Genomic DNA, 12961 nt, shown 5'->3' with positions numbered 1-12961 from the left:
AAAAAATACCTTTAAATCAATCGTTTATATTTTTAGTGGTGACCCCTGCAGGATTCGAACCTGCGACATCCTGCTTAGAAGGCAGGCGCTCTATCCACTGAGCTAAGGAGCCGAGTTGTCATAATATTAAAATTATCTTAATGAGTCCATGGTTCAAGACGATTATATGAGAAATTATTTTGATAAGAGATTTTTTTTTGTGATTCTTTATGTAATGGGATTACATGATATTGAATCTCATGATCTTTTGCATATTTTTCCGCTTCTTCTAGGGATAAGAAAAAAAGTTTTACTTGTTGAAGCGTGTCTTTAGAAGAAGTATAACCTAAAAGAGGTTCAATATAAGGAGCAATCTGTCTTTCAAACTCCAGAACCCATTTTCCTGTTCTACCTTTTTTCCCTGATTGAGTAGAAGATTTACTTTTATTATAAATTCTTGCTAACATCATCTATGATCTCAATCTTATTGCTCTATATAGTATATTCCAGTAAAATACTAATACGTGGTCGGAGTGGAGAGATTCGAACTCCCGACCCCCTGGTCCCAAACCAGATGCGCTACCAAGCTGCGCTACACTCCGAAACCATATAAGCACATAGTTTACATGTATATTTCATATATATTATTACTAATCAAGATATAATCCTTAATTATATAAAAAAATATTTTAATTAGTTTATTATAACAAAAAATCCTTACAGACATGTAACTTATCACAATTGAACTACTAAATTATTTGGCTTAAGAAAGCTTTTGTTCTTTCATGTTGAGGATTGTTGAAAAATTCTTCCGGATTGTTTTGTTCAACAATTTGTCCCTGATCCATAAATACAATCCTATTAGCAACTTGACGAGCAAAACCCATTTCATGAGTAACACAAATCATGGTCATTCCTTCTTCCGCAAGTTCAATCATTGTATCTAAGACTTCTTTTACCATCTCAGGATCTAATGCAGAAGTAGGTTCATCAAACAACATAACTTTTGGCTTCATACATAAAGAACGTGCAATGGCAGCACGCTGGTTTTCTCCTCCAGATAATAAAAGAGATGATCTCTGTGCTTTGTCAGCAATTTTGACCTTTTCTAGGTAGTGCATTGCAAGCTCTTCTGCTTCTTTTTTAGGCATTTTTCGAACCCAAATAGGACCAAGGGTACAATTATCCAAGATACTAAGATTAGGAAAAAGGTTGAAATGTTGGAAAACCATACCAATATCACGACGAACTTCATCAATATTTCTGACATCACTGTTAAGAGGGATTCCATCAATAATTATTTCTCCTTCCTGATGTTTTTCAATATGATTAATGCAGCGAATCAGAGTTGATTTTCCTGATCCTGAAGGTCCTGCAATAATAACGCGTTCGCCACGTACTACATTGAGATTAATATCACGTAATGCATGAAAATGGCCGTACCATTTATTTAATAATTTTATTTGTATAATAATATTGTTTTTTTTTGAATCTTTTGAATTTACTGAAGAATTTTTCATTTGTACAACAATCCTTATTTTTTGCTTCCTTTATGAAGAGTTCTTTCTATAAACACCGAATATAATGAGATACTAAAGCAAAATATCCAAAATACAAATCCTACAAAGATTAATCCAGTGGTAGGAGTGACAGAAGACACCCACGATGAATCGCTGAAGTTCGCTCTTACCACTCCTAAAATATCAAACATATTGATGATAGATATCAAGGTGCTATCTTTGAATAATCCTATAAAAGTGTTCACAATCCCTGGTATAACGCGTTTAATTGTTTGTGGAATGATAATGAAACGCATTGTTTGAAAATAGTTCAATCCCAAAGAATTAGCTGCTTCAAATTGTCCTTTTGAGATGGATTGTAATCCTCCTCGAAAAACTTCTGCAATATAAGCGGATGCAAAAGCTGCTACTCCCAAAAGCGCACGTAGTAGTTTATCTACATCCCATGCATCAGGGAGAAAAAGAGGTAACATAACACTAGTCATAAAAAGCACAGTAACTAAGGGTACTCCACGAAATAATTCAACAAATGTAATACAAACAACTCGTAAAACCAAAATATTAGAGCTTCTCCCTAATGCTAACAAAATTCCTAATGGCATTGAAACAATGATTCCAAATAAGGAAATCACTAGAGTAACCAGTAATCCTCCCCATAGTGATGTCTCGACAATTGTGAGTCCAAAACCGCCGTATAAAACGAAAAAAGAAAAGATAGGAAATAAGAAGAATAACAACACGCCATTAAGAAACTTTCGGGGCAAAGAAGGCATGAGCATAGGAATTAAGAGGATGGATCCCAGCACAAAAACGAGTATAGGCCTCCATCTTTCTTCCGCAGGATAATTCCCAAATATAAACTGTGGATAGCGATCATATACAAAAGCCCAACAAGCAGCATTCCAACCATCAGGCTGTATTCCACCCTGAGATATAGTCGTACATACTCTTCTATCCGTTCCCGTCCAAACAGCATCTATAAAAAACCAGTGAGCGATATCGGGTATTAAAGATAACAATGAGGCTATTATTAACAAGGTTAGGATAGAATCTTTAATAGTATAAAAGAAACTAGTATGGATCCACGCAATAATTCCACGTTGATGTACTGGAGGTAAACAAGGTGGTAACAATTGTTTGCGTACATAAGGAAATTCTTTGAGGGGATGAATCATCTTCTCTCCTTTAAAGCAACTTTAGTGTTTAACCAGTTCATAAACAAAGAAATCATTATTGATAGGCTTAAATATATAAACATCCAAATCAAAATAATTTCAATGGCTTGACCTGTTTGATTAATAATACTCCCTCCAACAGATACTAGATCTGCGAATCCCACTGCCACAGCAAGAGAAGAGTTCTTCAAGAGGTTCAAATACTGACTGGTGAGAGGGGGGATGATGATGCGCATTGCTTGTGGTAAAATAACCAAACGCGTAGCTTTTCCAGGAGTTAATCCGAGTGCTATTGCTGCTTCCATTTGCCCACGGGAAACTGAAATAAGTCCTAATCGTATAATTTCCGCTATAAAAGAAGCTGTATAACAGGATAGGGCTATATAGAGAGACATGAACTCGGGGCCAATTGTACATCCTCCTGTAAAGTTAAATTTACCGAGAACAGGCTTGTCAAAATATAATTGAAAATTAAGAGCAAGCAATACTAGCATCGGCAAACCTAGTATTAGAAGCACAGCAACATAAAACAAAGGGAGGGTTTGGCCAGTCTTCATATGAAACTGACGGGATAATTTGGCTGAAAAGATGCTCAGTGCAATTCCTAACACAAACGAAAACAAAACAATTTTTGCGTTTATATCCATAATTAACGTAGGAAAAGAGAATCCACGATTATTCAAAAAAATCCCCAATGGTAATGAAATTGAATGCTCGGGAATTGGCAAGATAGATAGTACAGATCGATACCAGAAGAATATCACCACCAATGGCGGAATGTTGCGGAATACTTCTACGTAAACCCTACAAATCCATGAGACCAGCTTATTTGAGGATAAACGGCCTGTTCCAACTAAAACTCCTATGATAGTGGCAGGAATTATTCCTGCAAATGCTACCATGAATGTATTGGAAAATCCAACAACGATAGCCATAGCGTAAGAAGAATCGCTCGTATAAGGGATAATTCCTTGATCGATTTCAAAACCAGCGCGTTCTTTAAGAAATCCTATACCTAATGATAAATTTGATTTCACCATGTTGTGATGTACATTATTGACAAGCCACAATATTACCATCGTAACTATAGATAAAATCACAGCTTGAATTAGTATACTGCGAATACGCACGTCATACAAAAATTTCATCTCGCAGAAATTATGATTAAACATACTTTTGATATTTTTCATCATACCTACCTACTTCCTTTACGTAATAAAACAGGGCGTATTTCAAGATATTTTTTGCCAATTTTATTGTTTCTGATAAATTTATGTTTTACATAATTTGACAAAAATTCTTAATAGGCCAAGTTTAACGAATAGGTGGAGCATACATTATCCCACCTTTGGACCATAGGGCATTATATTCACGTGGAATCTTCAGCGCAGATTGAGATCCAAGATTACGATCAAATATTTCGCCATAATTTCCCATATGTTTGATGATTTGATAAGCCCAATCTTTTGAGAGTCCAAGACTTTCTCCAATATTAGCGCTTTTATCAATTCCGAGGAAACGTTTCATGTCTGGATCATTTGTAGTAAGGCGTTTTTGATCGACATTGCTTTGGGTAATACCTAATTCTTCCGCGTTGACTAATGCGTAATGAGTCCATGAAACAATATTAGACCACTCACTATCGCCTTGAAGAATAGCGGGGCCGAGAGGTGATTTGGATATTATATCTTTTAAAATAACATGTTCATTTGGGTTGTCGGTGCTTAGTCTTAAAGCGTATAAAGCTGATTTATCTCCCGTATAAACATCGCAACGATGAGAACGATAAGCCGCATCAATTTCTTCAACGCGCTCAAAGACTATTGGATGATATTTCATATTATGCGCTTTAAAATAATCTGCAAGGGTCTTTTCTGTTGTTGTGCCTGCCTGAACGCATATAGAAGCATCAGATAGTTGTAATGCTGAAGAAACTCCTGACTTTTTATACATCATAAGCCCTTGGCCATCAAAGTATGTGATCGGACGAAAAGCAAGGCCAAGCTTAGTCTCACGGAGTAATGTCCAATCTGTATTGCGGCTGAGTATATCTATTTGTTTTGATTGCAAGGAGATAAAACGTTCTTTTGCATTCAAGGGAAGATATTGAACTTTAGAGGAATCATCGAAAATTGCAGCGGACAAAGCCTTGCAAAAATCAACATCAAACCCTTTCCAATCTCCATTAGCTTGAATTTCTGAAAAGCCTGTGAGTCCAGTATTGATTCCACACTTCAAAAAACCTCTTTTTTTAATATTTTGTAGAATACTTGCATAAGTGGGAAAATTTGTAAAAGTTAGACCAATCAAGCAAAGAATACTGATAAAAAAATTTCTGTACATTAATGTATCCTTTCTTGGAAAAGTAGCCATTATATTTTGTAGTATAAATTTGAACTTGGTTCATAGGATATAATTCATTTAGAAACTTACAATTTTAAATCATTTGCGAAATTTTAGATCAAAAAAAATCTTATCGCGCATTTATTGTATTCATCAGACTAAGCAATCGGCGCATAATAGCAAGATATTTTAAATAAAAAACCGTCCATATTTGGAGAATAAAATAACATTTTTCGCCAATCACATAAAAATATCTTTATAATTTGTTTATATTTTGTTTTTTAAATTTTGATGTACAGGGGTACAGCTAATTAATATTTAATTATTTTAAAGCCATTAAAATGCATTTAAATCGAGTGTAATTTTTGGAAGTTGCATTTTTTGTAGAAAAGGTAAGTTGGAATTAAAAACATCTTCTCGTTTTTTATGAATGAAAATGCAGTATGAGCGATATCATTCAGCACTTTGATTCGGTTCGACATGCTACGGCTTTAGAAAAATAGATTGGAGATTATGTAAAATAGATTATCTGTTCTAGTGCGATTTAGATGCTTATAATATTTTTTATTCTTCAGCTCATAATATATATATTTTTTTGTAAAGTAATGATGGCATTAGAACAATTTAGGGGGTATAAGAGATATATCTCGTACTTTCACGAAAATAGGACGATTAATCGTAATTTTTGTATTATCTGATTTCATAATAGCTGTGTCACGTGCTTGACAATACTCCACTTCAAAGAGGAACAATTATATTGTTTCAGGTACTTCATATTTATATATCCAGTCTAAATTTTTGTATAAAAGTTTGGAATGTCCTAATCGAAGGCCGATATCTCTACATATGCTCGCTACATTACGCATATGGAACAATTTTTGATTTAATTTCGTACGCGCACGTATCATGTTAATTCGTGTGGTGCGTATGTATTGATAAGTGGAAATGGCTTCAGAAATTTTCTTTTCACTGAGGAGCTTTGATAAAATATAAGCGTCTTCAATGGCAAGATTGGCTCCTTGAGCTGCAAAAGGTAGCAAGGTATGCGCTGCGTCACCAATTAAAACGGTATCTTGATGATTATGCCAACGAGTACACTTGCATTCAAATAAGGGATAAATATAAGTTTTATTTGTTCGCTCAATGAGTTCTCTTATTTCTCGGTGCCAACCAGCTAAATGTTTTAAAAACCATTTTTTATGCGAGTTATGATAACTACTGTGACCTTTTTGTAAGAAAGGGATGTTTTTCAAAAGGTGTTTGTCACTGGTTATGACTATATTGATTGTATTATCTTCTCGTAGAGGATAGGCGACTAAATGGGAATTAGGGCCAAAGAATAGATTTACTGATTGAGGGTCAATAAATTCAGGTACATCATTTTGAGGGATAATACATCGTAAGACGATATTTCCTGAAAATGTTGCTGGTTGTTTGTCTACATATTGACGTATACTCGAATGAAGCCCATCAGCGCCTACTAATAGATCGGGTTTTTGACTGGTCGTCTGGGAAATTGTAGCAAAATCAGGCTGAGTAATGTGAGTTGAGAGATGTAATTTTGCTAAAGGTTGTTCCTGTAGATTAGACAAAAGTATTTTTTGCAACGTGTCTCGTTTTAAAACTCCATATGCCCCTCCCCAATTATTACGTGCATGATATCCACACGGAATGCGTCGTAATTCTGTGAGGGTAGATCCAGAATGAAAAACAAAGTCTTTTGGCTCAATCCAAAGATCTTCCAGTTGATTGAGAACGCCAATTTTTTTAAGTATGCGTGAGGCATTAGGTGAGATTTGTATCCCAAATCCTTGCCCAGATAATTGATCTTTTTTTTCAAGGATATGAGATTGTATCCCGTGATTACAGAGAGAAAGAGCAAGGGTTAATCCAGATATTCCTGCTCCGACTATTGCCACAGATGGAAGGGTGTTCAAGGCAGTGATGTCCTTTTGGGCAGGTAACATGTTTGTTTTAGAGAGGTAGAAAACATCCAGAGGGTAGTGTTTCTTCTGAATCAAGTGAAGCGTCAAAATGATAAAGAGTTGAACAATAAGGACAGTATTTTTTATTATCGCTTCCCATATTGATAAAAACATGGGGGTGATCTAAAGGGGGAGAGGCTCCCGCACACATAAATTCTTTAACGCCGATTTTAATGCTACTATGTCCTTTATCGTTTTGAAAATGAAGAATACGATGGTTAGCCATATATTTCTCCTTACTTTTTACATGATTTGGAAGCAAGATATTGTGAATATTAAGCTGAATAGGATACTACATTCTAACATTGGCGACTTTAAAGATAAAGTATGATAGTGAAGATATGTGCAAGAAAAATTTTTGAGAGATTATTGTGATGAATAAGGTTAAATTCTTCCGTTCTTGGAGGGGCTTTCAATTGGCGTTTTATGATGTGGGGGATAAAAGTGCTCCTGCTATCTTGTTGATTCATGGATTTACTTCTTCATATCAAATTAATTGGTTGTCTTCAGGTTGGGTGCAATTCTTATGTGATCAGGGATTTCGAGTGATTGCTCTTGATAATCTTGGTCATGGGAAAAGTGACAAACCATATAGTTGTGTTGATTATCGTCTTATTTTTATGGCAGCTGATGCAGTATCTCTTTTGGATCATCTCGGTATTAGTAAGGCACATATTATTGGGTATTCTATGGGTGCGCGCATAGCGTGCTCTACAGCATTGTTTTATCCAACATATGCGCGGTCTGTTGTTTTAGGTGGGGTAGGGAGTGGTTTGTATGATTTAGAGGTTATTGATTGGAATCCTATTATTGATTCCTTTTTGGTTCCCTCCATTAATGATGTACAATGTCCCTTAGGGAAAAAATTCAGAAAATTTGCTGAAATTGTTCCGGGAAATGATCTAAAAGCGCTTTCTTCGTGTCTTTCTATGACGAGAAAACTTTTTCATCGGGATGATTTAAGTCGCATTGATGTTCCAGTGTTGATTGCGGTTGGTTCTCAAGATGATATAGCCGGTTCTCCGCAAGAATTGATGTCATGTATAGTTGGAAGTCAATATTTAAATATTCGCAATAGAGATCATATGCTTGCGGTTGGGGATATGCAGTTTAAGCAGGGGGTTATGGAATTTTACACAAGGATGAAACATCGATAAATTTAAGAATACTGTGTTGTTTTTTCAAAGGTTTTTTCTTTAAATGTTATAAAATAAAACGTGCTTTTTTAAATTTCTGAATATATTGTTATTTGGTAGATATTTTTTTAGATTTTATATTTTGTAAAATTAGAACTAATGATATAATTTTAGATAAAATATTTTCTGGCATTATGGCAATCGTTCATTTTTTAAATACCTCGCTTAATTGAACTCAGTGCTATATGTATTATTTTGATATTTTTAAAGAAAACAATTGAGATGGAGGTGAAGATGAGTCCTGATGAAATCAAAAAAATAAGTGCATATCTTAAGAAGATGTTTGGTTCTGGTATTTCTGTGCAATTACGGGCAAACCAATCTGATTCAGTAGAGGTTTTGATGAATTCAGAGTTTATTGGACTCATTTATCGTAATAATGACGAAGGAGAGATATCATATCATTTTGCTATGTCTATTTTAGAAGAGGATCTTTAAATCTTATCAATAGGATAACCAAAAATATTATTTTAAAATTTTGAAAGCTTTGTTTTTTAATTGGATTTAAATAATAAAAATATTTTTTGTGAATGGTGGAAGGTTTATATATCTTTTTGATGAGGATTACGTATATCGTCGGGTAAGAGAAGGATGAGATTCGTGGTAGCAATATCGTTTGTTTTTATGGCTAAAAACCATATGAATGAAAAAGGAGTGGCTAGGACTGATAGTTGTATAAATACTAAAGAAGAGATTTCTTCTAAGGTTCGAGCGCCAAGATTATACCGAGTCTTGCTCGTTAATGATGATTATACCCCTATGGAATTTGTTATTCATGTTTTGCAGAAATTTTTTCATAAAGATCATGAAAGTTCAAAGTCCATTATGTTAAAGATTCATCATCAGGGAATAGGTGAGTGTGGTGTTTATGCATATGAAATTGCCGAGATGAAAGTGAATCAAGTAATGAACTATTCTCGACAAAACCAGCATCCCCTCCAGTGTATTATGGAACATAAGTAAGGATTAATTTTTGTCTTTTTTTTCAGAAAACCTTGAAAAAGTTTTACACCAGGCATTGGTTTTAGCCACCGAGAAAAATAACGAATATGCGACGTTAGAACATTTGTTATTGGCTCTCATTGATGATTCAGATGCAGCAGCGGTTATGCTTTCTTGTAACGTTAATCTTGCGGTGCTAAAAGACAACCTGCTGAATTACATAGACAATGACTCTTCTAATAAATTAAAAGATGATCTTCATGTAGAGTGCAGGCCTACCTCTAGTTTTCAAAGGGTTGTTCAGAGGGCTGTTATCCATGTCCAATCGACTGGAAAAAGTGTGGTAACAGGGGCCAATATTCTCGTTGCTTTTTTTGCTGAACCTGATAGTCATGCTACTTATTTTTTACAAGAACAAGATATGACACTGTATGATGCGGTTAATTTTATTTCACACGGTATAGAGAAAAAAAGAGAATTTGCGAATTTTCAAGATTCACTCAATATGGGTGGGGCAACCTCAGGAAGTGAAGGTTTTGGCACTGATTACAAATTCCAAGCCAATCCAAACCCTTTTCCTGCTTTAAATGCTTATTGTATTGATCTTACGGAAAAAGCCAAAAAAGGTAACATCGATGTTCTTATTGGTCGGCGTGAGGAAATTAATCGTACCATACAGATATTGTGTCGACGTTCAAAAAACAATCCATTATATGTTGGGGATCCTGGGGTTGGTAAAACAGCAATAGCTGAAGGATTTGCTAAGCAAATTGTAGATGGTATGGTTCCAGATTCCTTGCTAGGTACGAGAGTTTTTTCATTAGATATAGGTAATCTTATTGCTGGTACGCGTTATCGTGGTGATTTTGAAGAGCGTATCAAGAAAATGGTCAAAGAGATTGAAGCTTGTCCAGGTGCAATTCTTTATATTGATGAGATACATACGCTAGTTGGGACAGGATCTTCTTCTGGAATATCTGTGGATGCTTCGAATCTTTTAAAACCTGCTTTATCTTCTGGTGTTGTGCGTTGTATAGGTTCAACAACGTATAGTGAGTATAGACAATTTTTTGAAAAAGATAAGGCGTTAGTGCGTCGTTTCCAAAAAATTGATATTGATGAACCGTCGCCTGAAGATACAATTGAGATTATTAAAGGAATTAAGCCTTATTTTGAAGAACATCATCAGTTGAGGTATTCAAAAGAAGCGATTAAGGCGGCGGTAGATTTATCGATTCGACATTTTACTTCGCGTAAACTGCCTGATAAAGCTATTGATGTGATTGATGAAGCAGGAGCTTCTCAGATATTACAACCTGCTTCGAAAAGAAGAAAATTTCTTACTGAAAAGGATATTAAAAGAACTGTTGCATCAATGAATCGTAGTATTCACTCAACGAATATTTCGAATGATGATGATTCTATTCTGAGTAATTTAGAAGAAAATTTAGAACGAGTTGTTTATGGACAATCAGAAGCGATTAAGAAGCTTGTATGTTCTATCAAATTAGCTCGGGCAGGGCTTTCTAATCCACAAAAACCGATTGGTTGTTATGTTTTTTCTGGTCCTACGGGTGTTGGAAAAACGGAAATAAGCAAACAATTGGCAGTTTGTTTGGGAATACGGCTTTTGCGTTTTGATATGTCAGAGTATATAGAACGTCATGCTGTTGCACGTTTAATTGGGGCTCCTCCTGGATATGTAGGTTTCGATCAAGGGGGGCTTTTATCCGATTCTGTTGATCAAAATCCATATAGTCTTGTTTTATTAGATGAAATTGAAAAAGCACATCCTGATGTTGTGAATATTTTACTGCAGATTATGGATTATGGTATGTTAACTGACCAAAATGGGAGAAAGGTTAGTTTTCGAAATGTTATTTTGATTATGACTACTAATGCAGGTGCTTTAGAAGCTTCTAGGGCAAAAATAGGCTTTGGTTCGTCACGGAATGAGGATGCGGATAAGGAAGCATTAAGAAATTTTTTCTCTCCAGAATTTTTGAATCGTCTAGATTCTATTGTTCCTTTTTCTCCATTATCGCCTGAGGTTATGCGCCAAGTAGTGCGTAAGTTTATAATGCAGTTAGATGCGCAGTTGCAGGAAAAGGGAATTTCCTTTCATTTTTCGGAAGAAGTTATTAGTTGGCTCGTTAAGCATGGTTATGATGTAAAAATGGGTGCTCGACCTTTAGAGCGAATAATCAAAGAATATATTAAGATACCATTAGCTGATGAAATTCTTTTTGGAAAACTTAAAAAAGGGGGAGGGATTGTAAAGGTTTTTTTGAATCCTGATAAGAACCCCCTAGTCCCTATTTGTTTTGAAATTGAAAACTCTTCTTCAAATATTGCATTTGAAGCAGAAGAAAAAGAAGCAGAAGATATTAAAAACCAAACAGATCCTCTGACGGTTATTTAATATAATCTTATGAATAAAGATTTACCCATATTTTTTATGACATCAATCTTTTCTTAAGGATGATGTATAGCATCTTCATGTTGATGAAGATGTTTTGGTGATCGCAATTTTTGCATGCCGATAAGGTGACTGCGTAATAGTTTTGATAGATGTCAATGGGATTAGAGTTTTGTTAAGATGATAGCTATCGTCTTGTTCTGTGGAGTGTTACAAGTTTATATAACTTATTTATGAGATTCGATTTTTTAAAAAAAAAGACGGGAGAAGCGGATAACATGGCCGCTCAAGATCATCTTTTTTCCTTGCATAATTTGCGAGATATGGATCGTGATCGTTATCTTGCCTGTTTGTTATCTCCATCCCATTTGCGTATTCCATTGGCTATTCTTTATAGTTTCAATGCCGAGTTAGCACGTGTACGAGATCTGGCAAGCAATCCATTGGCGGGAGAAATTCGTTTACAGTGGTGGAAAGATATTTTTGAATCATCTAGAGATAATATTTTATCAGAAAGCAAATCTCCTTTGTCGATAAAATTAGTGTCGATTATTAATCAATATGCTCTTCCATATCAGTTCTTTTTTGATATGATTGAAGCTCGTTTTTTTGATCCTTATAATGACTCTATTTTTGATTGCAAACAATTAGAAATTTATGCTTTTAAAATTGCATCTAGTCTTATTCATCTTGCAACGATGATTTTGAGTGATAAAAAAAATTTTGATATTATTGATGTCATCAAACATGCAGGAATAGCACAATTTATTGGTGAATTAATTTTACTCTTATCCAAACATTGCAATAGAGGACAACTATACTTGCCTCTTGATATCCTTGGTGCAGTTGGTCTTGATCGTGAATCTTTTTTTTCTGGTGAAAATAATGAGAGAATATCTCTTGTCATCAAAATTTTTGCTGAATTAGGATTAGAACATCTTGTCAAAGCAAGAAAAGAGATGAATCATATTTCCCCGGATATTTTTCCTGCGTTTATCCCTGTTAGCATTACTGAGAATATTTTAAAAAAATGCTCAAAATAATGGGATAAAAATTTTAAATCATCCTCATAAAATTCATCAATTGATACGGCAGTGGTATATGCTTTCTGCTACCATTAAAAAGCGTTTTTAGATTTAATATTTGATGGGATGTTTTAGGTATTGTTTTATTTTTATTGAGAGTGGGTGATTAGGCATTATCTATACTCGGATAGAAATTGAATTTTTAAGAATAAGCACATGTTTATTTTTATTGCAAAAAAATATATGCACAGTTAAAGATCATTTTGCCTCAAATTTACGGTTTATAGGCTATATTGATTGTTTTTATAATTATAAAAATGCTATTTTGATTGCTGATTTTTTTTGGTTACAAGTTAAATTTCCCTCTATAATTGTAA

12 protein-coding genes and 2 tRNA genes are annotated in these 12961 nt (G+C 34.6%); 5 read left to right on the top strand and 9 right to left on the bottom strand.

Going from position 1 to position 12961, the window contains the following annotated elements; all coding sequences use genetic code 11:
• Positions 1 to 36 precede the first annotated feature (36 nt).
• The 9 genes from CKC_RS04450 to CKC_RS04410 all read right to left on the bottom strand — a co-directional run bounded on the left by CKC_RS04450 (position 37) and on the right by CKC_RS04410 (position 7228).
• Positions 37 to 112: transfer RNA gene (locus CKC_RS04450), tRNA-Arg, on the bottom strand.
• A gap of 25 nt (positions 113 to 137) precedes the next feature.
• Positions 138 to 449: an ETC complex I subunit gene (locus tag CKC_RS04445; RefSeq protein ID WP_013462334.1), complete on the bottom strand. Its 312-nt coding sequence runs from the start codon at positions 447 to 449 to the stop codon at positions 138 to 140.
• 55 nt (positions 450 to 504) lie between these two features.
• A tRNA-Pro gene (locus tag CKC_RS04440) sits at positions 505 to 581 on the bottom strand.
• A gap of 147 nt (positions 582 to 728) precedes the next feature.
• Positions 729 to 1499 carry an amino acid ABC transporter ATP-binding protein gene (locus CKC_RS04435; RefSeq protein ID WP_013462333.1) on the bottom strand — a complete coding sequence of 257 codons (771 nt, stop codon included), beginning with the start codon at positions 1497 to 1499 and terminating at the stop codon, positions 729 to 731.
• 14 nt (positions 1500 to 1513) lie between these two features.
• A complete protein-coding gene (locus CKC_RS04430) occupies positions 1514 to 2674 on the bottom strand; it encodes an amino acid ABC transporter permease (protein WP_013462332.1) in 1161 nt (386 codons plus the stop codon).
• Positions 2671 to 3867 carry an amino acid ABC transporter permease gene (locus tag CKC_RS04425; protein WP_013462331.1) on the bottom strand — a complete coding sequence of 399 codons (1197 nt, stop codon included), beginning with the start codon at positions 3865 to 3867 and terminating at the stop codon, positions 2671 to 2673. The genes CKC_RS04430 and CKC_RS04425 overlap by 4 nt, the downstream gene beginning before the upstream one ends.
• 121 nt (positions 3868 to 3988) lie before the next feature.
• A complete protein-coding gene (locus tag CKC_RS04420; RefSeq protein WP_013462330.1) occupies positions 3989 to 5017 on the bottom strand; it encodes an amino acid ABC transporter substrate-binding protein in 1029 nt (342 codons plus the stop codon).
• A 752-nt stretch (positions 5018 to 5769) separates the two neighbouring features.
• The gene (locus CKC_RS04415; protein ID WP_244391947.1) at positions 5770 to 7038 is read right to left on the bottom strand and encodes an FAD-dependent monooxygenase; all 1269 of its coding nucleotides are present in this window, start codon (positions 7036 to 7038) and stop codon (positions 5770 to 5772) included.
• A complete protein-coding gene (locus CKC_RS04410; RefSeq protein WP_013462328.1) occupies positions 6992 to 7228 on the bottom strand; it encodes a zinc-finger domain-containing protein in 237 nt (78 codons plus the stop codon). The genes CKC_RS04415 and CKC_RS04410 overlap by 47 nt, the downstream gene beginning before the upstream one ends.
• Positions 7229 to 7376: 148 nt before the next feature.
• Here CKC_RS04410 and CKC_RS04405 point away from each other — a divergent pair, with 148 nt between their 5' ends.
• The 5 genes from CKC_RS04405 to CKC_RS04385 all read left to right on the top strand — a co-directional run bounded on the left by CKC_RS04405 (position 7377) and on the right by CKC_RS04385 (position 12602).
• Positions 7377 to 8159, top strand: a complete 783-nt coding sequence (locus tag CKC_RS04405) for an alpha/beta fold hydrolase (protein ID WP_044054125.1) — start codon at positions 7377 to 7379, stop codon at positions 8157 to 8159.
• A gap of 273 nt (positions 8160 to 8432) precedes the next feature.
• On the top strand, positions 8433 to 8636 hold the full coding sequence (locus CKC_RS04400) for a DUF3126 family protein (RefSeq protein ID WP_013462326.1): 204 nt from the start codon (positions 8433 to 8435) through the stop codon (positions 8634 to 8636).
• A 162-nt stretch (positions 8637 to 8798) separates the two neighbouring features.
• A complete protein-coding gene (clpS, locus tag CKC_RS04395) occupies positions 8799 to 9161 on the top strand; it encodes an ATP-dependent Clp protease adapter ClpS (RefSeq protein ID WP_013462325.1) in 363 nt (120 codons plus the stop codon).
• Between the two features lie 10 nt (positions 9162 to 9171).
• Positions 9172 to 11562, top strand: a complete 2391-nt coding sequence (clpA, locus tag CKC_RS04390; RefSeq protein ID WP_013462324.1) for an ATP-dependent Clp protease ATP-binding subunit ClpA — start codon at positions 9172 to 9174, stop codon at positions 11560 to 11562.
• A 275-nt stretch (positions 11563 to 11837) separates the two neighbouring features.
• Complete coding sequence (locus CKC_RS04385; protein ID WP_013462323.1) at positions 11838 to 12602, top strand: phytoene/squalene synthase family protein; 765 nt, start codon at positions 11838 to 11840, stop codon at positions 12600 to 12602.
• Positions 12603 to 12961 lie beyond the last annotated feature (359 nt).

The sequence above is a fragment of the Candidatus Liberibacter solanacearum CLso-ZC1 genome, assembly GCF_000183665.1.
GTDB lineage: Bacteria > Pseudomonadota > Alphaproteobacteria > Rhizobiales > Rhizobiaceae > Liberibacter > Liberibacter solanacearum.
Note: the sequence above shows the minus strand (reverse complement) of the source record. Positions and strands in the feature narration are given on the sequence as shown.

Excerpts from the sequence above, each read along its gene's own strand:
- CKC_RS04445 (WP_013462334.1), bottom strand. The coding sequence starts at position 449 with ATGATGTTAGCAAGAATTTATAATAAAAGTAAATCTTCTACTCAATCA.
- CKC_RS04435 (WP_013462333.1), bottom strand. The coding sequence starts at position 1,499 with ATGAAAAATTCTTCAGTAAATTCAAAAGATTCAAAAAAAAACAATATT.
- CKC_RS04430 (WP_013462332.1), bottom strand. The coding sequence starts at position 2,674 with ATGATTCATCCCCTCAAAGAATTTCCTTATGTACGCAAACAATTGTTA.
- CKC_RS04425 (WP_013462331.1), bottom strand. The coding sequence starts at position 3,867 with ATGATGAAAAATATCAAAAGTATGTTTAATCATAATTTCTGCGAGATG.
- CKC_RS04420 (WP_013462330.1), bottom strand. The coding sequence starts at position 5,017 with ATGTACAGAAATTTTTTTATCAGTATTCTTTGCTTGATTGGTCTAACT.
- CKC_RS04410 (WP_013462328.1), bottom strand. The coding sequence starts at position 7,228 with ATGGCTAACCATCGTATTCTTCATTTTCAAAACGATAAAGGACATAGT.
- CKC_RS04405 (WP_044054125.1), top strand. The coding sequence starts at position 7,377 with ATGAATAAGGTTAAATTCTTCCGTTCTTGGAGGGGCTTTCAATTGGCG.
- CKC_RS04400 (WP_013462326.1), top strand. The coding sequence starts at position 8,433 with ATGAGTCCTGATGAAATCAAAAAAATAAGTGCATATCTTAAGAAGATG.
- CKC_RS04385 (WP_013462323.1), top strand. The coding sequence starts at position 11,838 with ATGGCCGCTCAAGATCATCTTTTTTCCTTGCATAATTTGCGAGATATG.